15 protein-coding genes, 1 pseudogene and 1 riboswitch are annotated in these 22,333 nt (G+C 68.6%); of the genes and pseudogenes, 8 read left to right on the top strand and 8 right to left on the bottom strand.

The genetic code is table 11. The features are described from left to right. Positions 1–10: 10 nt before the first annotated feature. The 3 genes from A5681_RS24450 to A5681_RS24440 all read right to left on the bottom strand — a co-directional run bounded on the left by A5681_RS24450 (position 11) and on the right by A5681_RS24440 (position 4,349). Positions 11–1,360, bottom strand: coding sequence for a maltokinase N-terminal cap-like domain-containing protein (locus A5681_RS24450; RefSeq protein ID WP_067281962.1), 1,350 nt, complete (start codon positions 1,358–1,360; stop codon positions 11–13). A 48-nt stretch (positions 1,361–1,408) separates the two neighbouring features. Then, entirely contained in the window at positions 1,409–3,181 is a 1,773-nt protein-coding gene (gene treS, locus A5681_RS24445; RefSeq protein WP_067281932.1) for a maltose alpha-D-glucosyltransferase, read from the bottom strand. A gap of 121 nt (positions 3,182–3,302) precedes the next feature. Next, on the bottom strand, positions 3,303–4,349 hold the full coding sequence (locus tag A5681_RS24440) for a S1C family serine protease (protein ID WP_067281930.1): 1,047 nt from the start codon (positions 4,347–4,349) through the stop codon (positions 3,303–3,305). A 142-nt stretch (positions 4,350–4,491) separates the two neighbouring features. On the opposite strand from A5681_RS24440, the gene A5681_RS24435 reads away from it, so the two are divergent. Both A5681_RS24435 and A5681_RS24430 read left to right on the top strand, forming a co-directional pair. After that, on the top strand, positions 4,492–4,905 hold the full coding sequence (locus A5681_RS24435) for a TIGR03668 family PPOX class F420-dependent oxidoreductase (protein WP_067281929.1): 414 nt from the start codon (positions 4,492–4,494) through the stop codon (positions 4,903–4,905). Between the two features lie 141 nt (positions 4,906–5,046). Beyond that, positions 5,047–7,206 carry an elongation factor G-like protein EF-G2 gene (locus tag A5681_RS24430; protein ID WP_067281926.1) on the top strand — a complete coding sequence of 720 codons (2,160 nt, stop codon included), beginning with the start codon at positions 5,047–5,049 and terminating at the stop codon, positions 7,204–7,206. A gap of 4 nt (positions 7,207–7,210) precedes the next feature. Here the strand turns inward: A5681_RS24430 and A5681_RS24425 are convergent, their stop codons facing one another. Beyond that, the gene (locus tag A5681_RS24425) at positions 7,211–8,800 is read right to left on the bottom strand and encodes a FadD7 family fatty acid--CoA ligase (protein WP_067281923.1); all 1,590 of its coding nucleotides are present in this window, start codon (positions 8,798–8,800) and stop codon (positions 7,211–7,213) included. A 251-nt stretch (positions 8,801–9,051) separates the two neighbouring features. Between A5681_RS24425 and oxc the strand changes: the two genes are divergently transcribed. Further along, complete coding sequence (oxc, locus tag A5681_RS24420) at positions 9,052–10,782, top strand: oxalyl-CoA decarboxylase (protein WP_067281920.1); 1,731 nt, start codon at positions 9,052–9,054, stop codon at positions 10,780–10,782. Here the strand turns inward: oxc and A5681_RS24415 are convergent. Continuing rightward, positions 10,766–11,698 (bottom strand): LysR family transcriptional regulator, encoded by a 933-nt coding sequence (locus A5681_RS24415; RefSeq protein ID WP_067281959.1) that lies wholly within the window; start codon positions 11,696–11,698, stop codon positions 10,766–10,768. The genes oxc and A5681_RS24415 overlap by 17 nt on opposite strands. Before the next feature lie 393 nt (positions 11,699–12,091). Between A5681_RS24415 and A5681_RS24410 the strand changes: the two genes are divergently transcribed. Together A5681_RS24410 and car are read left to right on the top strand one after the other, a co-directional pair. Next, positions 12,092–12,847 carry a L,D-transpeptidase gene (locus tag A5681_RS24410; protein WP_067281957.1) on the top strand — a complete coding sequence of 252 codons (756 nt, stop codon included), beginning with the start codon at positions 12,092–12,094 and terminating at the stop codon, positions 12,845–12,847. A 156-nt stretch (positions 12,848–13,003) separates the two neighbouring features. Further along, complete coding sequence (gene car / locus A5681_RS24405) at positions 13,004–16,594, top strand: carboxylic acid reductase (RefSeq protein ID WP_067281954.1); 3,591 nt, start codon at positions 13,004–13,006, stop codon at positions 16,592–16,594. Between the two features lie 3 nt (positions 16,595–16,597). Here the strand turns inward: car and A5681_RS24400 are convergent, their stop codons facing one another. Next, complete coding sequence (locus A5681_RS24400) at positions 16,598–17,218, bottom strand: hypothetical protein (protein ID WP_067281915.1); 621 nt, start codon at positions 17,216–17,218, stop codon at positions 16,598–16,600. A gap of 129 nt (positions 17,219–17,347) precedes the next feature. On the opposite strand from A5681_RS24400, the gene A5681_RS24395 reads away from it, so the two are divergent. Next, on the top strand, positions 17,348–18,286 hold the full coding sequence (locus tag A5681_RS24395) for an NADP-dependent oxidoreductase (protein ID WP_067281912.1): 939 nt from the start codon (positions 17,348–17,350) through the stop codon (positions 18,284–18,286). A 51-nt stretch (positions 18,287–18,337) separates the two neighbouring features. Here A5681_RS24395 and A5681_RS27305 read toward each other — a convergent pair whose 3' ends face one another. Continuing rightward, positions 18,338–18,547 carry a hypothetical protein gene (locus A5681_RS27305; protein WP_156738137.1) on the bottom strand — a complete coding sequence of 70 codons (210 nt, stop codon included), beginning with the start codon at positions 18,545–18,547 and terminating at the stop codon, positions 18,338–18,340. Positions 18,548–18,821: 274 nt separating this feature from the next. Then, a riboswitch (M-box (ykoK) riboswitch) is annotated at positions 18,822–19,005 on the bottom strand. 126 nt (positions 19,006–19,131) lie between these two features. Here A5681_RS27305 and A5681_RS24390 point away from each other — a divergent pair. Further along, the gene (locus tag A5681_RS24390; RefSeq protein WP_067281910.1) at positions 19,132–19,791 is read left to right on the top strand and encodes an O-methyltransferase; all 660 of its coding nucleotides are present in this window, start codon (positions 19,132–19,134) and stop codon (positions 19,789–19,791) included. Here A5681_RS24390 and A5681_RS24385 read toward each other — a convergent pair. Next, positions 19,788–21,842, bottom strand: a complete 2,055-nt coding sequence (locus tag A5681_RS24385; protein WP_197498714.1) for an acyltransferase family protein — start codon at positions 21,840–21,842, stop codon at positions 19,788–19,790. The two genes, A5681_RS24390 and A5681_RS24385, sit on opposite strands and share 4 nt — an antisense overlap. A 310-nt stretch (positions 21,843–22,152) precedes the next feature. On the opposite strand from A5681_RS24385, the pseudogene A5681_RS24380 reads away from it, so the two are divergent. After that, a pseudogene (locus A5681_RS24380) lies at positions 22,153–22,333 on the top strand (alcohol dehydrogenase catalytic domain-containing protein); the annotation flags it as partial.

The raw sequence follows: 22,333 nt of genomic DNA, 5'->3' as shown, positions 1-22,333 counted from the left end.
TATCCTGCGCCTAAGAGCTGGTGAGCCGGGCGATGGAGCGCAACGGGATTGGCAACCAGCTGGGCCGGTGCCGCGCCTCGTAGCCGGCCTCATACACGGCCTTGTCGAGCTCGTAGGCGGCCAGCACATCGGCCGCATCTCGCGGATCGGTTCCCGACGCGGCGGCATAACCCTCGCAGAACGCGGTCCTGTTGCGCTCCACCCATTCCCGGGCGCGGGCGGCCAGTTGCTTGTCCGCCGCCTGGTCCACCAACGGCCCATAAGCGGCATATTCGAATGACCGCAGCACGCCGGCCACGTCGCGCAACGGTGAATCCGGCGCCCGGCGCTCGTCGAGCGGCTGCCCCGGTTCGCCCTCGAAGTCGATCAGCAACCAGCTCTCGGGGGTGCGCAGTACCTGACCGAGGTGCAGGTCGCCGTGCACCCGCTGGACGGTGATCGTCTGGCCGGCGAGCTTGGCGAACCGCTCCTCGATGGTCGCCGCGTACTCCTGCAGCTCGGGCACCTTCGCCACGGTCGCGGCCAGCCGCGCCTGCACGGTGTCGACGGGGAACGCCGACTCCGCCGTCCCGAGGCACTCGGCCAGCGTGGCATGAACCGACGCCACTGCCTCGCCGAGTCGGTAGGACTCGCCGGCAAAGTCGCCGCCGACCTCGTGGGCGTACAGGTCCCCCTCCGCGAACAGGTCGCGGACGCTGGCGGTCGCCATCGCCCATCCTTCTGCGGCGTTGGACGCGAACTCGGTCACCATGCCGAGCGGCCACGCCTCGTCCTCCGCACCATCGCGGCCGACCAGCTCGTAGGTGCCGAGCAGCCGGGCCACGTGCGGATTGCCTGCACGGCCCAGGACCCGATTCAGTTCGATGTCCGGGTTGATGCCACTGCTGACCCGCCGGAACGCCTTGAAGATGGCGGCGCGGTCGAAGATCACGCTGGTGTTGCTCTGCTCGGCGTCGGAGACGTGCGGCATCGCCTCCAACGGCAGCTCCACGTCGGGCTCCTTGACGAACCTCACCTCGGTTCCGGCGCCCGTCAGAACGGCCGACGAGTCGATCAGCGACAGCAGAAACCGCGGCGCGTCGGTGTCGTAGAGGGCGTCGAACCCCGTGCGGTCACCGGCGGCACCGATGGTGGCCACGGTGCTGTACTCGGAGACCGGGCCGGCGTCCCACTGCACCATCACCTGGTAGCGCTCGGACGAGCCGTCGGCGTACCGCGCGTCGACCAGCACCAGGTCCAGGTCGTCGCGCAGCGGCACGACCACCGCGGCCTCGGCGGAGGTCAGCTCCCGGTTACGGCCGGCGTACCACCGTTGCTGGGGCAGCCAATCCGACCACGGCAGTTTCGCGGGATCAGTCATCATGGGCGCCGCTCCTGTCCATTTCGTTCTGCATCGTCGCCGGCGCGGTCATGAGTCCTCCTCGCATGCAGTCAGCTGGAACCAGTAGAAACCGTGTCCGGGCAACGTCAGCAGATAGGGCAGGTGCCCGATCCGCGGAAATTCGACGTGCCCGGTCAGCTCCACCGGCGTGCAACCGCTCCAGTGCTGCAGGTTCAGTTCGATCGGCTGTGGGAACCGCGACAGGTTGTTGACGCACAACACCGTGTCCCCGCCGCCGGGCACCTGGCGCACGAACGCCAGCACCGACGGGTTGGAGCCGCCCAACTCCTCGAATGTGCCGACGGCGAATGCCTCGTGGCGGCGCCGCACGGCCAGCATCATTCGGGTGAAGTTGAGCAGCGATGTCGAGGTGTCGCGTTGGGCCTCGACGTTGACGGCCTGGTAGCCGTAGACGGAGTCCTGGCTGGCCGGCAGGTAGAGCCGGCCGGGATTGGCCTTGGAGAACCCGGCATTGCGATCCGGTGTCCACTGCATCGGGGTGCGCACCCCGTCGCGATCACCCAACCAGATGACGTCGCCCATCCCGATCTCGTCGCCGTAGTACAGGACCGGCGAGCCGGGCAGCGACAGCAGCAGCGCGGTGAACAGCTCGATCTGGTTGCGGTCGTTGTCCAGCAGCGGCGCCAGGCGGCGCCGGATCCCGACGTTCGCCTTCATCCGCGGATCCTTGGCGTACTCGGAGTACATGTAGTCACGCTCTTCGTCGGTGACCATCTCCAGCGTCAACTCGTCGTGGTTGCGCAGGAAGATGCCCCATTGCGCCATGTCCGGAATCTCCGGGGTCTGCGCCAGGATCTCCGAGATCGGAATGCGCGACTCGCGGCGCACCGCCATGAAGATGCGCGGCATCAGCGGAAAGTGGAACGCCATATGGCATTCGTCGCCGCCGGTGGTGGGATCGCCGAAGTACTCCACCACGTCGGCCGGCCACTGGTTGGCCTCGGCCAGCAGCACCCGGCCCGGGAACTCGTCGTCGATGACCTTGCGGACGCGCTTGAGGAAGGCGTGCGTCTCGGGCAGGTTCTCGCAGTTGGTGCCCTCCCGTTCGAACAGGTAGGGCACGGCGTCCAGCCGGAACCCGTCGATGCCCAGGCCCAGCCAGAAGCGCAGCACGTCGATCATCGCTTCCTGCACGGCCGGGTTGTCGTAGTTCAGGTCCGGCTGATGCGAGAAGAACCGATGCCAGTAGAACTGTTTGCGCACCGGGTCGAAGGTCCAGTTGGACTCCTCGGTGTCGACGAAGATGATCCGCGCGTCGCTGTACTTCTCGCTGGTGTCGCTCCAAACGTAGAAGTCGCCGTACGGGCCGTCCGGGTCATGCCGCGACTCCTGAAACCAGGGGTGCGAATCCGACGTGTGATTCATCACCAGGTCGGTGATCACCCGGATGCCCCGCTCGTGCGCGGCGTTCAGTAGCGCGACGAAGTCTTCGACCGTCCCGAAGTCGGGCAGCACCTTATAGAAGTCCCGAATGTCGTACCCGCCGTCGCGAAGCGGCGAATCATAGAAGGGCGGCAACCAGATGCAGTCGATGCCGAGCCACTGCAGGTAGTCCAGGCGCCCCAGTAGTCCGCGCAGGTCACCGGACCCGTCCGCGTTGGCGTCGAAGAACGCGCGGACCAGCACCTCGTAGAACACAGCGTGCTTGAACCACGTGGGGTCGGTGGGTAGCGCGGCGGCGTTGTCGAAGTCGTCCGAATCGGGGTGCTCGACGACACCCCCCTCGACGTGACTTCCTCCCGCGGGATGGTGCTCGACAGCTTCTCGTGCGTCGTTCATCAAATCCACGATGCCACGGGTACCCGAGGCGCGACATTCGGAATCACGCTCGCTGAGATGTGACGAAAAACCCATGGCGCCAATGGAATTGAGCGCCAGTCAGTCAGTCTCCGCGCGGGCGTCAGGCTGGAGGTCCTTCCGCCAGCGTCACGTTGACGGAGCGGTCGCCACCCGCCGCGGCACGGTAGTGCACCGCGATCGTATCGCCGGGATGGTGCGGAATGAGCACGTCCGTCATCGAGGTGGCCCCGGTGATCGGAACGCTGTCGATCCCGGTGATGACGTCCCCGGGGGCGATGCCGGCCGCGCCCGCGGGACCGGTGTTGACCACCCGTTCGACGCGCGCGCCGTTGCCGTTGTCGGTCACGCCGAGTCCGAGGAAGGCGGTCGGGCCGATGTGCACGGTGTTGGAGCCGGCGCCCGACCGGATCTGTCCGGCCACGCCCATCGCCCGCCCGATCGGAATGGCGAAGCCTTGCCCGCCGCCCGACATCTTGTAGTTGTCGGTGGCGGCGGTGTTCACGCCGACGACCTGCCCGGCGTTGTTCACCAGCGGGCCGCCCGAGTCACCCGGCCGGATCGGCGTGTCGGCCTGGATGAGGCCGCCCAGCGACTCGTTGGCGCCGGTCAGGGTGTCGGTCGCGGAGACCGACTGGTTGAGCGCGATGACCTTGCCGGACACCGCGCTGGGCGTTCCGCCCTGGCCGCCGGCGTTGCCCATCGCGACGACGGGCTCGCCCACGGAGACCCCGCCGCCGATCGCGGCGGTCGGCAGGCCGGCCGCCCCACGAAGCTGCAGCACCGCGACGTCCTGGCTGCGGTCGTAGCCGACCACGTCGACCGCGTAGGTCTGTCCGTTGCCGACGTCGAAGGCGCTGATGTCCGTCGCACCGGAAATGACGTGATTGTTGGTCAGCACGACACCGTTGGGGTCGATGACGATCCCGGTGCCGGCGCCCACCGCGTTGTTGTAGCCGAACTTGGTGTTGATGTTGACCACCTGCGGGCCGACCTGGCCGGCCAATGCCGCCGGATCGAGGGGGGCCTGCGGGGCCGTGAACGGCGATGCGCCCGCCGGCACGGTGCCCAACGCAAGGCCCAGTCCGACCACTGCCAACACGCTGACCAACCATGACCACCAGACCGAGCGGTGGTGCGATTTGCTCATCCCGTCACCCTTCCTGCTTCGCGGTAAACACAAAATGTCCCGGCCTTGCGGTTCTGGGCGGCACAACTGTGTGTGTATAACCGTAATGCAGGTAGCTATTCATGGCAGTGGCAAGGTTGCGTTCGGCGCCTAGGCTGACACGGTGGGCGAATTCGATCCGAAGGCCTGGTTGACGCGGTCCCGGGCGGCCCGGCTGGCCACGATCACGCCCGAGGGTCTCCCCCATCTGGTGCCGGTGGTGTTCGCGGTGGCCGACTCGGCCGACGTGGTGTACACCGCCGTCGACGCCAAACCCAAGACGACGCGGCGACTGCGGCGGCTGGCGAACATCGAACACAACCCCCACGTGAGCCTGCTGGCCGACCACTACGCCGACGATTGGACGCAATTGTGGTGGGTGCGGGTAGACGGCACGGCCACCATCCACGCCGACGGGCCGGCGATGGACTCCGCGTACCGGCTGCTGCGCGCGAAATACCCTCAGTATCAATCTGTTTCGCTGAACGGGCCGGTGATCGCGATCGCGGTGCGCCGCTGGTCGAGCTGGCACGCCTGAGGACCGGCGCAATTGTGGCCGGCCCGTGGCCTTGTGTTGGGCGGCGGTTGGGGGAAAAGTTGCTTCTGGGTCCTGTGAGCTAGGACACACCGAGCTGGGCGCACCCCCGGCGACGCGGCCAGGGAGAACTGGAGGAACGTCATGGCGGACAAGGCGAATGCTTCCCAGGGCGCGGCGGCTGCCCCCACCGCGAACGGTCCGGGCGATGTGCGCAACATCGTCCTGGTCGGGCCGTCCGGCGGCGGCAAGACCACCCTGGTCGAGGCGCTGCTGGTCGCCGGCGGCGTGCTGACCAGAGCGGGCTCCGTCACCGACGGCAGCACGGTCTGCGACTACGACGACGCCGAGATCCGCCAGCAGCGGTCCGTCGGCGTCTCCGTCGCCTCCCTGGCTCACGACGGCATCAAGATCAACCTGGTCGACACCCCGGGGTACGCCGACTTCGTCGGCGAGTTGCGGGCCGGGTTGCGCGCCGCGGATTGCGCGCTGTTCGTGATCGCGGCCAACGAGGGCGTCGACGAACCCACCAAATCGCTGTGGCAGGAATGCGACCAGGTCGGCATGCCCCGCGCGGTGGTGATCACCAAGCTCGACCACACTCGGGCAAACTACGCCGAAGCGCTGGCCGCCGCGCAGAACGCGTTCGGCGACAAGGTCTTACCGCTCTACCTCCCGATCGGCCTGCCGTCCTGCGAGGGCCTGATCGGGTTGCTATCGCAGACGCGCTACCACTATTCCGACGGCAAGCGGACCGTGCAGCCGGCGGATCCATCCGACGCCGACCGGACCGAGGAGGCCCGCGGAACCCTGATCGAGGGCATCATCGAGGAATCCGAGGACGAGTCGCTGATGGATCGCTACTTGGGCGGTGAGTCCATCGACGAGGCGGTGCTGATCGAGGACCTGGAGCGCGCGGTGGCGCGCGGTTCGTTCTTCCCGGTGATTCCGGTGTGCAGCAGCACCGGCGTCGGCACGCTGGAATTGCTGGAGGTCGCCACGCGCGGCTTCCCTTCCCCGATGGAACACCCACTGCCGGAGGTGTTTACGCCGCAGGGCTCGCCGCACGCGACGCTGACCTGCGACCCCGCCGCTCCCCTGCTCGCGGAGGTGGTGAAGACGACGTCGGACCCCTACGTCGGCAGGTTGAGCCTGGTCCGGGTGTTCTCCGGGACCATCAGGCCCGACACGACGGTCCATGTGTCGGGCCATTTTGCGTCGTTCTTCGGCGCGGTCAACGGGAATGGCAGCACACACCCCGACCACGACGAAGACGAACGCGTCGGGGTCCTGTCGTTCCCGCTCGGCAAGCAGCAGCGCCCGGCCACCGCCGTGGTGGCGGGCGACATTTGCGCCATCGGCAAGTTGAGCCGGGCCGAGACCGGTGACACACTCTCGGACAAGGCTGAGCCGCTCGTCCTGAAACCGTGGACGATGCCCGAACCGTTGCTGCCGGTGGCGATCCAGGCGCACGCCAAGACCGACGAGGACAAACTGTCGGTCGGGCTGGGCCGGCTGGCCGCCGAGGACCCGACGCTGCGGATCGAGCAGAACCAAGAAACCCATCAGATCGTGTTGTGGTGCATGGGCGAAGCCCACGCCGGCGTCGTCCTCGATGCGCTGGCCAACCGGTACGGCGTCACCGTCGACACCGTGGAACTCCGCGTGCCGCTACGAGAGACCTTCGGCGGCAAGGCAAAAGGGCACGGCCGCCACGTCAAGCAGTCAGGCGGGCACGGCCAATACGCGGTGTGCGACATCGAAGTCGAGCCGCTGCCGGAGGGGTCGGGGTTCGAGTTCGTCGACAAGGTGGTCGGCGGGGCGGTGCCCCGGCAATTCATCCCGAGCGTGGAGAAGGGCGTGCGCGCGCAGATGGAAAAGGGCGTGCACGCGGGCTACCCCGTCGTCGACATCCGGGTGACCCTGCTCGACGGCAAGGCCCACAGCGTGGACTCGTCGGACTTCGCGTTCCAGGCGGCGGGCGCCTTGGCGCTGCGAGAGGCGGCCGCGGCGACCAGGGTCAGCCTGCTCGAGCCCATCGACGAAATCTCGGTACTGGTGCCCGACGACTTCGTCGGCGCGGTGATGGGTGATCTGTCGGGTCGGCGCGGCCGGGTGCTCGGCACCGACACCGCGGGCCACGAACGCACGCTGGTCAAAGCCGAGGTGCCCCAGGTGGAGCTGACGCGCTACGCGATCGACCTTCGTTCGCTGGCCCACGGGGCCGCGTCGTTCACCCGGGGGTTCGCCCGCTACGAACCCATGCCGGAGGCCGCGGCCACCCGGGTGAAGGCCAGCGTCTGAATCGTCACGCCCCGCCGCCGAACTGCTCGGCGACGGCGCGGCGGTCCAGCGAGCCCTTCGCGGTGTGCGGCAACTCCGCCGCCTGCTGAAAGCTGGCCGGCACCTCGAACGGCGCCAGCCGGTCGCGGCCGAACGCCGCGAGCTCCTCCGCGGTCGGTGCGGCGGCCCCACGGGGAACGATCACCGCGGCGACGGCCTCGCCGTACAACGTGTCCGGCACCCCGAAGACGGCGACCTCCAGCACGCCGGGATGGCTGCCGAGCACGCCCTCGACGCGTTCCGGCGAGATCTTCTCCCCGCCCCGGTTGATGAGTTCCTTGATGCGGCCGCGGATGATCAGCTCGCCCGTCGCCGACAGCGTTCCCAGGTCGCCGGTGCGCAGCCACCCGTCGGTGAAGTTGACCGCCGTGATCGCCGGGTCGCCGAGGTAGCCCCGGACCACGGTGGGCCCGTGCAGCCAGACCTCGCCGACCTCTCCCGTGGGCAGGGGCGCGCCGTCCGACCCGACGATGCGAATCTGCGGCCCGGTCGATCGGCCAACGAGACCCGCTGTGGCACCGGGGTTTTCGGTATGGCCGATTTCGGTGGTCGCCACCTGATGGGTGGCCTCGGTCATGCCGAAGGCGCAGACCACCGGGGCGCCGAACGTGTCCTGCAGCTTTTGCGCCGCTTCCGCGGTCAGGGGCGCACTGCAGCTGCGGATGAACCGCAACGCGGCGTTGCCCGGTCGGTCACTTTTGGCCCGCTCCAAGAGGATCTGGTGGATCGTCGGCACCGCCGTGTACCAGGTGGCGCCGACGGCGTCGATGTCGTCCCAGAAGGTGTGCGCCGAGAAGCGTCCGCGCGCGGGCAGTAACACCGCGCCGCCGGACACCAGCGTCGCCAGCAGCGCGGCGAGCAGCCCGTGACCGTGATAAAGCGGCATCACCGCCACCGTGGCGTCCCGCGGCCCGAGGCCGTATCCGGCGACGATAGCCCGCACCGACGCGGCGATGTTGCCGCGCGTCCACGGGACCATCTTCGGCACCCCGGTGGTGCCGCCGGTGAACATGATCATGGCGTCGTCGGCGCGTAGACCCTCCGGGGTCGAAAAGCCTTGCGCCGGCGGCGCTGTCGCGACCAAGCGCACCGCCGGGGCGCCACCCGCAGCACCCAACGTCACCGCGAACGGCCACCACGGTAGGGCCTGGTTCCCGTGCCCGTCAGGCGCGTCACCGTCGATGAGCACTGCCCTGGCTCCGACGGCTTCGCTGCGGGCGCGCTGCTCGCCGACCGGCAGGGCCGGATCCAGCGGAACCGCAACCAGATCGGCCCGCGAAGCCGCCAGCAGCCCGACGACGAATTCGGCGTTGCTCGCGGAGCGCAGCGCGACGCGGTCACCGGCCCGGATCCCGGTCCGCCGCAGCTGCCCGGCCAGGTCGTCCACCAGCCTAAGCAGATCGCGGTAGCTCAGCGGTATCCGCTCCGCGGTGACGACGAGGGCGGGCGCCTCCGGAGACCGGCGTGCCACCTCCTCGACCAGATCCGCGATGCGTGCACCCGGGGCCTCCGCCGACCCCGAGACCTCGCTGCTGACGATCGCCTCAGACCCCATCGCTTTGCTCCTTTACGCTTCGCCGTCACACGCAACTGCTCGAACCATGCCGGTTGAGCCGCCCACCCGTCCAATACCGAATCACTCACGACCGATAACCAACGCCTATCGATACCGGGAAACCCCGCTGGCCAGCACCGATAGACGACGTGAATCGCGGCATAGCGTCCCCGTCTTGGACACCCGCCGGGCGGCGGCGTCAGAGTAAGGGCGCAGGAAATACTCGACCTCCGACCAGAGGAGTCACCACCATGACCGCAGGTTCGGCATCTCCCGGCCAGGCGCAGGAGTCCGCGCGGCTGATCGACGGCTTCCACCTGGTGGTGGAGGCGCTCAAGGCCAACGGCGTGGACACCATCTACGGGATCGTCGGCATCCCGATCACCGACCTCGCCCGCGTCGCACAGGCATCGGGCATCCGCTACATCGGCTTCCGGCAGGAGACTTCGGCGGGCAACGCGGCGGCGGCCGCCGGATTCCTCACGCGGCGACCGGGTGTGAGCCTCACGACGTCCGGGCCCGGTTTCCTCAACGGGTTGCCGGCGTTGGCCAACGCGACCACGAATTGCTTCCCGATGATCCAGATCTCGGGCTCCAGCAATCGGGCGCTGGTGGACCTGCAGCGCGGTGACTACCAGGACATCGACCAGCTCAACGCCGCGCGGCCGTTCGCCAAGGCCGCGTATCGGATCGACCGGATCGAGGACGTCGGGCGCGGGGTGGCGCGCGCCATGCGCACCGCGATCTCCGGCCGTCCCGGCGGCGTTTACCTCGACATCCCCGGTGACGTGCTGGGGCAGGCCATGGACGCCGCTGCCGGCGCCGAAACCGTCTGGCGGATCGTCGACCCGGCGCCCCGGCAGCTGCCGGCACCCGAGGCGGTCGAACGTGCGCTGCAGGTGCTGGCACGGGCGGAGCGACCTTTGATCGTGCTCGGCAAGGGCGCCGCATACGCCCAGGCCGACAACGTGATTCGCGAGTTCGTGGAGACCAGCGGGATTCCGTTCCTGCCGATGTCGATGGCCAAGGGCCTGCTGCCGGACTCACACCCGCAGTCCGCGGCGGCCGCGCGCTCGCTCGCGGTGGCGCGCGCCGACGCCGTGTTGTTGGTCGGCGCGCGGCTCAATTGGCTCCTCGGACACGGCGATTCGCCGCAGTGGTCGGCGGAGGCCAAGTTCATCCAGGTCGATATCGCGCCGGCGGAGTTCGACAGCAATCAGCCGATCGTGGCGCCCCTGGCCGGTGACATCGGTTCGGTGATGACGGCGTTGCGTGACGGCTTGGCCGCCCAGCCCGTCACCGTGTCCGCGGAATGGACCCAGGAGTTGGCCGAACGCACCGCCCGCAATGACGCCAAGATGCGGGAGCGCCTGGCCGAAGACCCGCACCCGATGCGCTTCTACAACGCGCTCGGCGCGATTCGCGCCGTGCTGCGGGACAACCCGGACACCTACGTTGTCAATGAAGGGGCCAACGCGCTGGATTTGGCGCGCAACGTGATCGGCATGGAGGTACCGCGGCACCGGTTGGACACGGGCACCTGGGGCGTGATGGGCATCGGCATGGGCTACGCCATCGCCGCCGCCGTCGAGACCGGGCAGCCGGTGGTCGCGATCGAGGGGGACAGCGCGTTCGGCTTCAGCGGCATGGAAGTCGAAACCGTGTGCCGCTACCGCCTTCCGGTGACGGTGGTCATTCTCAACAACGGTGGCGTCTACCGCGGCGACGAGGCACCCAATGGTTCCGACCCGGCGCCGACCGTACTCAACGCGCGGGCGCGTCACGAGCTGATTGCGGAGGCGTTCGGCGGCAAGGGATATCACGTCACCACCCCGTCGGAGTTGCGCTCGGCGCTGTCCGAGGCGATCGCCTCTCGCGGTCCGGCGATCATCGACTGCGAGCTCGACCCGGCGGCGGGGGTGGAAAGCGGGCATCTGGCGAGCCTGAACCCGACCAGCAAGGCGGTCAGCGCCGGTGGGTGAGCCGCGATAGCTGGGTGTCGAAGAACTCGTTCAGCGACAGCTGGGCGGCGGAGGCGGCGAGCGCGCGGGCGATCGGTGACCCGGGGCCGGCGGCGTTGGTGGCCAGCGCGATGTCCGCCGTGAGCGCCGGGTCGACCATCCGAACCGCGCGGACCTCCGGGCCCAGCGGCGACGTCCACAACCAGGTGTGCGGCACGATGCACGCCCAGTTGCCGGCAGCGACCTGCGCGAATAGCGAAGCGACGGAGTCGGTTTCGACCTGCGGGGACACCTCGATGGCGTGGTCGGCAAAGGCCTTGTCGATGATCTGGCGGTCCCGCATATCGGCGGTGAGCAGAGCCAGCGGCAGCTGCGCGGCCTCCGGCCAGGTCATCGTCGACGCGGCGGAACCCAACATGTCCGCCGGGGACAACAGCACATAGTGCTCCCGGTAGAGCGGCACCAGGTTGACTTCATGGGCCTCGTCCGGCTCCGCATGCACGATCGCGGCGTCCAATTCGAATTCCCGCAGCCGACGGTACAGTTCGGTTCCCGCGAGCCGGGAAAGGATGTGCACCTTCGCCAACGGGTGCTCCGAGCAGAACGCCGACAGCACCAGCGAGGCCGTCGTCGAAGCCGTGGGCACCGTCCCCAACCGGAGCATCCCGGTGATGCCGGACCGCACCGCATGCACCTCGGCCTTGAACGCGTCGTGCTCGGCCAGAATCCGCCTGGCCCACACCACCAACCGCTCCCCTTCGGGCGTGAGGCCCTCGAAGCTGTGGCCGCGATTGATCAGCGTGACGTTCAGCTCCCGTTCCAGCTTGGCGATCGCGGCGGAGAGCGCCGGTTGCGAGACGAAGCACTTCTCGGCCGCGCGGGCGAAGTGGCGCTCCTGTGCGACCGCGACGAAATACTCCAGCTGACGGAAGAGCACCGGCACCTCCTCTGCCCGAAGGAGTTTTGCCGAGGCTAACGCGTCACCGGCGCCCCGGCCAACCAGCGGGCCGGCGGCGACAAACGATCCAAAGATGACGGCGCGGGCGACCCGGACTCGACCGTCCCGAAAGCGACTGCGCTGGTGGGAAAGCCCCGCCGATGGCACCGCCATCCTGAAGCCGGCCGTTTATCTCCGGCCGATTGTGGTAATTCTCGACAGACCGGGCCAGGGCCCCGCCATGGAAGCACCCATCAACATGGCGGAATCCAAGCGATGATCGGATCGCTACCGCCGAGCGGCGGACCCGCAAGGGTTTGCTGAAAGCGGCAGCGCCGGGACAGCCAGTAGAATAATCTGGTGTTTATCGCACCATATCGAAGGGTGGACGCCATGCGCCGCGGTGTTCGTTATCTGTTTGTTATGGTCGCGATCACGACGCTGGGTCTCGTCGGAGCGACCGGCCGCAGCCACGCCGCGATTCCCGCACCGCTACCCCAGCCCGGGATCGCCGCGGTTTTGCCGGCCGACGGCGCGGTGGTCGGGGTCGCGCACCCGGTGGTGGTGACTTTCACGGCACCCGTCGGTGACCGCGCCGCCGTCGAGCGGTCCATCCACGTGACGTCACCGAGCAACACGCCGGGACACTTCGAATGGGTCAAGGACGACGTGGTGCAGTGGGTGCCGAACCAGTACTGGCCTCCTCACACCCACGTCTCGGTCGGGATCCAGGCCATGACGACGGGATTCGACACCGGTGACGCGCTTCTCGGCGTCGCCAGCATCTCCGGGCACACCTTCACCGTCAGCCGAAACGGCGAGGTGCTCCGCACCATGCCCGCTTCGATGGGCAAGCCCAGCCGTCCCACGCCGATCGGCAACTTCACCGCGCTGGAGAAGGAGCGGTCCGTAGTGATGGACTCGCGAACCATCGGTATCCCGCTGAGTTCGCCCGAGGGATACAAGATCACCGCCCAGTACGCGGTCCGCGTCACGTGGAGCGGCGTCTACGTCCACTCCGCACCCTGGTCGGTCGACTCCCAGGGGTACGCCAACGTGAGCCATGGCTGCATCAACCTCAGCCCGGACAACGCCGCCTGGTACTTCAACCAGGTGAACGTGGGCGACCCGATACAGGTCGTCGCCTGATCGCGGCCACACCGGGGCCCCTTCCGAAAAGCGGTGCGATCCTTTCCCTCCCGCACGCCCACCGGTTCCTGTGACGACCGTCACAACGATTGAACGGAAGACAGGCCCGCAGCGGTGAGTTTCCCGAAGGACGAGGATCCGAGCGGGAGGCTGTTGATGACCGGTGATGCGGAGCACGACGAATCGGCCGTTGTGGGCGCGGGCAGTCCGGTGCGCGAGCGGGTGTCGGGCCGCATTCGCCGACTGGAGGCCGCGGACGACCAATTTCAGAACGCCAAGCCCGACCCCTCGCTCCAGCGGACGGCGCGCCGGCCTGGGCTGCGGCTGACCGAGATCCTGCAGACCCTCGTCGACGGCTACGCCGATCGCCCGGCCCTGGGCTGGCGGGCACGCTCGTTGGTCACCGATCCCGAAAACGGCCGCACCACTGCGCAACTGCTCCCCCGGTTCGAGACGATCAGCTACCGGGAGCTATGGGCCAACGTCACAGCGATCGCCACCGCCTGGCGCAATGACGCCGCTAACCCGGTGGCGCCCGGAGACTTCGTGGCCACAGTCGGTTTCGCCAGCGCCGAGTACCTGACCCTGGATTTAGTCTGTGGATACCTCGGGCTGGTCGCCGTGCCGCTGCAGCACAACGCGCCGGCGTCCCGGTTGCGGCCCATCGTCGCCGAGGTCGAGCCGCGCGTGCTCGCGGCGGGTGCCGGCTATCTGGACCTCGCCGTCGAGGCTGCGCTGGGCAGCGCGTCGTTGCGGCGCCTGGTGGTCTTCGACTACTCGCCCCAAATCGACGACCAGCGTGAGGCTTTGGCGCGTGCACGGGCGAAGCTATCGGCCTCGGGTACGTCGGTGACGATCGAGACGTTCGACGAGGTGATCGAACGCGGGCGCGCCCTTCCTCCCGAACCGCCGTACGTCGACGACACCGACGAGCGGCTGGCCATGATCATGTACACCTCGGGCAGCACGGGACTGCCCAAGGGCGCCATGTACACCGAGCGCATGCTGTGCAAGCTGTGGACCAACGAGCTGATGCCCGACTTCGCCGACACGCCCGTGTTCAACGTCAACTTCATGCCGCTCAACCACCTCGGCGGACGGATCCCGCTGTCGACGGCATTCCAGGCGGGCGGCACCAGCTACTTCGTGCCCGAGAGCGACCTGTCCACGCTGTTCGACGACTGGAACCTGGTGCGCCCCACCGAAATGGGCCTGGTGCCCAGGGTCGCCGAAATGCTGTATCAACGCTACCAAAGCGCCGTCGACCGCCTGATGTCCGAAGGCGCCGACGCGGAAGCCGCCAAAGCCGAGGCGCGGACCGAATTGCGCGAGCGGGTCTTGGGCGGGCGCATCGTCACCGCCTTCTGCGGCACCGCGCCGCTGGCAGCCGAGATGAGGGCTTTCGTCGAAAGTTGCCTGGAGGTCCACGTCCTCGACGGCTACGGACTGACCGAGGTCGGAATGGTGACCAAGGACGGCCGGATCGCTGCGCCGCCGGTGCTGGACTACAAGCTCGTCGACGTTCCCGAACTGGGTTATTTCCTTACCGACAAGCCCTTTCCGCGGGGCGAGCTGCTGGTCAAGTCGCTGACGGCCACCCCCGGATACTTCAAGCGCCCGGACGTCACCGCCAATGCCTTCGATGAGGACGGCTACTACCGGACCGGCGACGTGATGGCCGAGCTGGAGCGGAATCGCCTCGCCTATGTCGACCGGCGCAACAACGTATTGAAGCTCGCCCAAGGCGAATTCGTCGCGGTTGCCCGCCTCGAGGCAGTGTTCAGCAGCGCGGCGTCGATTCGCCAGATCTTCGTGTACGGCAACAGCGAACGGCCCTACCTGCTGGCCGTTATCGTGCCGACCGCCGACGCGTTGGACCGGTTTGCCGGAGACGCTGACGGGCTCAAGGCCGCCCTGCATGAATCTTTGCGCCAGGCGGCCAAACTCGCCGAGCTGCAGTCCTACGAGGTGCCGGTCGACTTTCTCGTCGAGGCCGAGCCGTTCAGCGAGGACAACGGCCTGCTGTCCGGGGTGGGCAAGCTGCTCCGGCCGAAGCTCAAGGAGCACTATGGCGAGCGGCTCGAGCAGTTGTACGCGGAGTTGGCCGCCAATCGGGTGACCGAGTTGCGGGCGCTGCGCGAGGGCGCCGCGGACCGGCCGGTCATCGACACGCTGGCCCGCGCCGCCGAGGCACTGCTCGGACTCGCCGGCGGCCCGCCCGAGCCGGACGCCCTGTTCATCGAACTCGGCGGAGATTCTCTGTCGGCGTTGACCTTTTCTAACCTCTTGGAGGACATCTTCGACGTCGAGGTGCCGGTGGGGATGATCACCGGTCCGGCCACCGATTTGGCTCAGCTCGCGGATTTCGTTGCGGCCGAACGCCGCTCGGGGTCGCGCCGCCCGACATTCACGTCCGTGCACGGACGGGACGCCACCGAGGCCCGCGCGGCCGATCTCAGGCTGGACGCATTTCTGGACCCGAAGACCCTGGCCGACGCCCCGGCCCTGCCGCGGGCCACCGGCACACCGCACACGGTGCTGTTGACCGGCGCCAACGGCTATCTCGGCCGCTTCCTGTGCCTGGAGTGGCTGGAGCGGCTCGCCGAGACGGGCGGGAGCCTCGTCTGCATCGTGCGCGGCACCGATGCCGCGGCTGCCACCGAGCGGCTCGAAGAGGTCTACCGCAGCGGCGATCCGCATCTTCTCAATCGGTTTCGCGAACTGGCGGCCGACCACCTCGAGGTGATCGCCGGCGACATCGGCGAGCCGAACCTCGGGCTGGATCAGGAGACGTGGGACCGGCTGGCCCGCAGCGTCGACATGATCGTTCACCCGGCGGCGCTGGTCAATCACGTGTTGCCGTACGACCAGCTGTTCGGGCCCAATGTCGTTGGCACCGCGCAGATCATCCGCCTCGCGCTCACCGCGCGCATCAAACCGGTGACCTACCTGTCGACGGTCGCGGTGGCGATGTCCGTCGACCCCGAACAGTTTGTCGAGGACGGCGATATCCGCACGATCAGCCCGGTGCGGCCGATCGGATCCGGCTATGCCAACGGGTACGCCAACAGCAAGTGGGCCGGAGAGGTGCTGCTGCGCGAGGCGCACGACCTGTGCGGGCTGCCGGTCGCCGTCTTCCGGTCCGACATGATCCTCGCCCACAGCAGCTACGCCGGACAGCTGAACGTGCCAGATGCCTTCACGCGGTTGATCTTCAGCCTGCTGGTGACGGGCATCGCGCCGTCGTCGTTCTACGAGCCCACCGCCACCGGTGACCGGGCCCGGGCGCACTACGACGGGCTGCCCGCGGACTTCGTTGCCGAGGCGGTGACGGCGCTCGGCGAGCAGCTCGCGACGGCCGCCGGCGACACGGATTCGTCCGGGACGTTCCACTCCTTCGACGTGATGAACCCGCACGACGACGGCATCTCCCTGGACGTGTTCGTGGACTGGCTGATCGCCGACGGTCACGACATCCGGCGCATCGAGGATTACGACGAATGGCTGCGGCGATTCGGCACGGCGCTTCGGGCCCTGCCGGACAAGCAGCGGCAACAGTCCGTGCTGCCGCTGCTGGATGCCTACCGTCAGCCGGAGAGGCCGCTACGCGGGGCGCCCGCCCCGACCGATGCGTTCCGTGCGGCGGTTCAGGCGGCCAAAATCGGTGCCGACAAGGACATTCCACACCTGTCGGCCGACCTGATCGCCAAGTACGTGTTCGACCTGCGATTGCTCGGCCTGGTGTAGCGGCTAGCCCGGCAACCCGTTCTTGATCGCGGCGTCTTGCTTGCGCCCGATGTCGACGGCCACGGCCGGATCGATCGGATCCGCCACCGCGGTGTCGAATTCGATGTTGACGAGCGCCCTGCCCTCGCTGAACAACAGCACGGTCACCGCCTGGGAGTTGTCGGGTGAGGTCCCGGAAATCATCGTCCCGTCGGAGCCGACATCGACCGGCTGCCAGGTCCCGGTGACCTTGCCGCCGTAGTTGGCTTTGGTGTTGACGATTCCCGCCGCCGCCGTCGCGGGATCGGCGACGATGAGGATGCTGTCGCCGATCCGCCGGCTGTTGTCGGGGCTCGCGAACAGTTGCGCCACCCCCGGCGCGTTGTTGGGGTTGAGCACCGGGGGCTGCGGCGCGGTGAGGTCCCCGCCGATGTCGGCCGGCTTGATCAGCAGAGCGCTGTAATCCGTCGGTTGCCCCGGCGAGGGGCTGGCCACGCTGGAACTGATCGAGGGGCCGCCGGACCGGGACGCCGTGACGGAAGGCGTCGGCGATGCGTTGTTGCTGCCGCCGCAACCGGCGACCGCCGCGCCAATCACGATGGCGGCGACGGCCGAACCGGCGGCACCGATGCGAGCGACCTTCATGGGCGTTCCTTCCGTGACCCGGCGCCGGTGCCGCCTTCGAAGCTGCGCCACCCACGACGGGGACTGGGTACCCGTTTTCGCGTGCCTATGCTGGCGTGGGGAGCTCAGGTTCGCGATGGGAGGGATGACATGACGGCTGCCGCGGCGCGCGCTGTACGGTTCGACCGGTACGGGGGTCGCGAGGTGCTGTACGTCGCCGACGTCGACATGCCCACGCCCGGGCCCGGCGAGGTCGTCGTCGAGGTCCGCGCCGCCGGGATCAACCCCGGTGAGGCGGCGATCCGAAGCGGCGCGATGCACGAGATGTTTCCCGCGAGCTTCCCGTCCGGTGAGGGCAGCGACCTCGCCGGAATCGTCACCGAGATAGGCCCCGGCGTCAGCGAATTCGCGGTCGGCGACGAGGTTTTGGGGTTCAGTTTCCGCCGATCCAGCCACGCCACCCACGCCGCGGTCCCGGTTGGCCAGTTGATTCGCAAACCGCCTCAACTCAGTTGGGCGGTGGCGGGTTCGCTCTACGTCGTCGGCGTGACGGCGTACGCGGCCGTTCGGGCGGTGGCGCCGCAACCGGGTGAGACGGTCGCCGTTTCGGCGGCCGCGGGCGGGGTGGGCAGCCTCGTTGTGCAACTCCTGGCGCTGCGCCAGGCGCGGGTGCTCGGCATCGCCGGACCGGACAACGCCGACTGGCTGCGCGCCCACGGCGTCATCCCGATCCCGTACGGGGACGGGCTGGCCGATCGGCTGCGCGAGGCGGCGCCGGCGGGGATCGACGCGTTCATCGACCTGTTCGGACCCGATTACGTGCAGCTCGCCGTCGACCTCGGCGTGGCACCGGAACGAATCGACACCATCATCTCGTTCCAGAAGGCCGCCGAGGTGGGCGCGAAGACCGAAGGCAGCGCCGAGGCGTCGACGCCGGAGGTGCTGGCCGAGATGGCCGACCTCGTCGCCAGTGGCGCGATCGATTTCGAGGTCGCCGCCACCTATCCGCTGGATCGGGTCGCCGACGCCTACGAAGAACTGGAGAAGCGCCACACCCGCGGCAAAATCGTTCTGCTGCCCAAGGATTGACCATGAGGCGCCGCCCACGAGACGGGGCTCATGGTGTGCTCGCTCGAATCGTCACCGGCGCTCGCCGGGCGAGGGGTGCCCGCCCAGCGAGGCCGTGACTACCGCGATCGGCATCTGCGACACGTACAGGTTGGCCCGCTCCTGGGGAGTCAGGGTGCTCCGCGCGTGCAACTTGGTCGCCAACAGGCGCGCCGACCGCAGCAACGCCCGGCCGCGCCCCCCGGCGCGGCCGGTAACACGGTGTGTGAGAACAAAAGCCATGATCTTCTCTCTTTCGGGGAGGCCCGATCGGCTCAGGTCAGACGGGCAGCGACGGCAGGTCGCGGGCGCTTCGGCGCGCGCGAGGTACCGGGAGGCCCGCGAAAGCTCAAGCGGCAGAACGAACGCCGGAACCGGATCGGGACAAGACGGATTTCGGATAGGGACTATCGCCTGGACTCATCTCGCCCTCACCTCCTCACGGCCACGACACGCGCGGGTGTCATCACATGTCACCTGAACTTCGAAAGGAGCGAATGCCGACGGCACGCCGCCGGCCGCACCCCTCTCGTCGGAGCTTCGGCACTGCACGGCGTATCCGGAAGTCGCAACCCGCGTTCCGGAAGCCACTTGGGCTCAACCCTTGGGTCCGGGAAGAGCTGTCCTGACCCGGGGCGTCTCTCGACGTTCGGGGTCAGTGGCCTGTGTCCATGCAGACGCCTCACCTACCGAGGTGCTTGCGAAGACCTTTCTACACCGCGGCCCAATGCCCGTCAAACTGATTTGCGAAACCGTTACGGCAGGTCGGAGCCCCGGCTGGCTTTTGCGCAGCCGCTCGCCCGCCGCCGGCGCCTACCCTCGACGGCATGGCCAACACTCTCCAAGACCCGAAGGTCGCGTCCGTGCTCGACCGCATGTACACCGAAGCGAAGGACCAGATGTCGCTGCTGCGTCAGCGGCATGGCGACTTCGATCGGCCGATGACCGCGCAGGAGCGCGCCGACGCGATGAGCGAGTTCTACATCCCCGTCACGCCCGAGGCCGGCCGGTTGCTCTACGCGCTGGTGCGCGCGACCCGGCCGGCGACGGTCGTCGAGTTCGGCATGTCGTTCGGCATCTCCGCCATCCACCTGGCGTCTGCGGTGCGCGACAACGGCGCCGGCCGCGTGGTGACGACCGAGCTCAGCGACTCCAAGATCGCCGCCGCGCGGCAGACATTCGCTCAGACCGGCCTCGACGACGTGATCACCATCCTCGAAGGGGACGCGCTGGCCACGCTGGCCGCCCTCGACGGTCCGGTCGACTTCGTTTTGCTGGACGGTTGGAAGGACCTGTACCTGCCGGTGATCGAGCTGCTCGAGCCGCGGCTGTCGACGGGCGCGCTGGTGGTCGCAGACAACACCAACGCCCCGGACACCCAGCCCTATCTGGATCGGGTGCGTGCTCCCGAGAACGGTTACGTCAGTTTCAATTTCGCGGTCCGGGACAGCGATAGCATGGAAGTGAGCTGCCGCACCGGGGCTTAACGCAGCGATTCCTCGAGCCACGGCGTCAACCACTTCACCCCTTCGGGCGTGAGGTGGACGCCGTCGCTGCGCACCTTGATGCCGTCGACCTTGGCGGTGTAAACGCCGTCCGGACACAGCTTTTTGTTCAGGTCCAGGATTTGCACGTTCGGATGATGGCTCACCGTCTTGCGCAGCATGGCGTTCCACAGGTTGACCCGGTCCGGTTGGTCCTCCGGATACAGTCGACCGTCCGGCTTTTCCCCGCCCCGGCTGTAGGGCACGGTGGCGACCACCACCCGAACGCCGGTGGAACCCACGATGTTCAACGCCCGCTCCAGCTCACCGTTGAGGTACGCGTCGAAGGTCGGGTCGCCGATGTGGGTCCACTGCCCCTCGTTGACGCGGTCCACGGTCTCCCACCGGCCGATGACCAACAGCGCGACGTCCGGCTGGTCCTGGGCGACCTGCGTCGACCATCTGATCGGCCAGCCGTCGCACTCCGGCCTCTGCTCCAGGGTTTGACCGATGTACCGATACGGCGTGCCGCGCACCAGGCTGCAGCCGATGACGGTGTGGTCGAGGAACGCGAATCCCGGCGTCGGCGGTAGGTAATGCATCCAGGTCCACCCGATCGAATCGCCGAAGACCGAGACCGTGAACGGGCGGTTGGGGTCGCGGGGACCGGCGGGTCGGCTGCCGCCGGGCGGCGACGGGGACACGGCGGCGACCGCCGAGACTCCCGGTGGCAGGCCGGCCTCGCGCAGGCCGGGCCCGGTCCCCACGGGGACCACCAGCAGGGTCACCGCGGCGGCGCTCGCCACGGTCGCCGCCGCCAACGGCAACAGCGGCACCCGCGCGGGCCGCCAGCGCCGGATCGGCTGCTCGATCAGCCACCAGGACGCCGCCGCCAGCACCACCGTCGCGCCGCAGCGCGCGGCGAACAGCGGCAGCCCGCTCCATCCGGTGCGTTCGCCGTTCAGCGCCAAGAAGATTGGCCAGTGCCACAGGTAGACGCCGTAGGAGATGGTGCCCAGCCACACCAGCGGCGGCGCGGCCAGGATGCGGGCCACCGCTCCGCGCTGCTCCAAGGCCACCGGCGCCACCACGACGACGGACGCGATCGCGACCCCGAGGAGCAGACCGTGGCGGAATTCGCCGCTACCGCCGGTCGCGTAGTGGGTCGCCGCCGCAAGTCCCGCCAATCCGGCGAACGGCAGAATGCGGGCGACGCGGCGCGCCCACCGGGTTCGGATCAGGCACCAGCCGCGGTTCAGCGACGGCCAGTCCCGGACCAGCAGCGCCGCCGCCGCGGCGCCGGTCAGCAGCGCCTGCGCGCGGGTATCGGTGCCGAAATAGACGCGGTCGCGGGTGCCGTCGGACACCATCACCATGGCGATCGCGGCCGAAGCCAGGGCCCCCACGGTGGCGATGACGAACGTCGCGAATCGGACACCGCCGACGGTGGCGCGGGTGAAGCGGCGCCGCGCCCGCGCGGCCAGCAGCAGCGTCACCGAGATCAGCAGCACCGGCCACACGAAGTAGTACTGCTCCTCCACCCCGAGTGACCAGGTGTGCTGCAACGGCGAGGGCGGCGCGCCCTGCGTGAAGTAGTCGGTCTTCTGAGCGACGAACCGCCAGTTCGCCATCCACACGAACGCCGCGATCGCGTCGTCGCGCAGGCCGGTGAGGGAGCGGTCGGGAAGGAGTTGGCGGGCCGCGCCGACGGTGAGCACCATCAGCACCAGGGCCGGCAGCAGCCGGCGTGCGCGGCGAATCCAGAAGCCGGTCAGCTCGATACGGCCCGTTCGGCCCAGCTCGTCCAGCAGCAGTGCGGTGATCAGGAATCCGCTGAGCACGAAGAAGACGTCGACGCCGATGAATCCGCCGCCCACCCCGGGGATGCCGCCGTGCCCGACCAACACCAGCGCGACCGCTATCGCGCGCAGCCCGTCGAGCGCCGGAATCCCGCTGCGCCGCTCCGGCTTGTCCCAGATCGCCAGCCGACCGGCCCTACGCACGGGAGCGACCCACCGGTCCCGCCGACCACGACGAGCCGGCGCGGGATGGATCCCGCCCGGCTCAGCGCTCGCGGTTAACGCGCCCTGACCACCTTGTCGCCCGGCGCCATAGTTGATGCCGATACGTCGCTGCCCCTCCTCTTGATCGGAGCCAGCTTAAAGGCGACGGTGGCGCTTGCGCGGAAGACACGCAACGGTTTTCCGACTTCGTCCGAAGATCGAGCGGACGGATTCGGTGCCGCGGGCGCCGAGCCGTCGACCGGGGCGCACCCGCGTGCGCGGCACCGGCGCCGCGCGGCCCAAACGCGCCGCGACTAGGGTCGAGTAAGACCGAAAAATGATGCAGAGGAAGGCCCAGCCAATGCGCGGCGTCGTGATGCATGCCCCGGGGGACGTGCGAGTCGAAGACCGGGACGACCCCGAGATCATCCATCCGACGGACGCGATCATCAAGATGTCGGCGACCTGCATCTGTGGTTCGGATCTGTGGCCGTATCGCGGCGCGGACGAGGTTCACGACGCCCCCATGGGACACGAATACG

It is taken from the genome of Mycobacterium scrofulaceum (assembly GCF_001667885.1).
Classification (GTDB): domain Bacteria; phylum Actinomycetota; class Actinomycetes; order Mycobacteriales; family Mycobacteriaceae; genus Mycobacterium; species Mycobacterium scrofulaceum_C.
This window is presented reverse-complemented; position numbering and strand designations above follow the sequence as displayed.

Coding starts and splice junctions, on each gene's coding strand:
- A5681_RS24390 (WP_067281910.1), top strand. CDS start 19,132: ATGGCCAACACTCTCCAAGACCCGAAGGTCGCGTCCGTGCTCGACCGC.
- A5681_RS24440 (WP_067281930.1), bottom strand. CDS start 4,349: ATGAGCAAATCGCACCACCGCTCGGTCTGGTGGTCATGGTTGGTCAGC.
- oxc (WP_067281920.1), top strand. CDS start 9,052: ATGACCGCAGGTTCGGCATCTCCCGGCCAGGCGCAGGAGTCCGCGCGG.
- car (WP_067281954.1), top strand. CDS start 13,004: ATGACCGGTGATGCGGAGCACGACGAATCGGCCGTTGTGGGCGCGGGC.
- treS (WP_067281932.1), bottom strand. CDS start 3,181: ATGAACGACGCACGAGAAGCTGTCGAGCACCATCCCGCGGGAGGAAGT.
- A5681_RS24395 (WP_067281912.1), top strand. CDS start 17,348: ATGACGGCTGCCGCGGCGCGCGCTGTACGGTTCGACCGGTACGGGGGT.
- A5681_RS27305 (WP_156738137.1), bottom strand. CDS start 18,547: ATGGCTTTTGTTCTCACACACCGTGTTACCGGCCGCGCCGGGGGGCGC.
- A5681_RS24400 (WP_067281915.1), bottom strand. CDS start 17,218: ATGAAGGTCGCTCGCATCGGTGCCGCCGGTTCGGCCGTCGCCGCCATC.
- A5681_RS24430 (WP_067281926.1), top strand. CDS start 5,047: ATGGCGGACAAGGCGAATGCTTCCCAGGGCGCGGCGGCTGCCCCCACC.
- A5681_RS24450 (WP_067281962.1), bottom strand. CDS start 1,360: ATGACTGATCCCGCGAAACTGCCGTGGTCGGATTGGCTGCCCCAGCAA.
- A5681_RS24410 (WP_067281957.1), top strand. CDS start 12,092: ATGCGCCGCGGTGTTCGTTATCTGTTTGTTATGGTCGCGATCACGACG.
- A5681_RS24425 (WP_067281923.1), bottom strand. CDS start 8,800: ATGGGGTCTGAGGCGATCGTCAGCAGCGAGGTCTCGGGGTCGGCGGAG.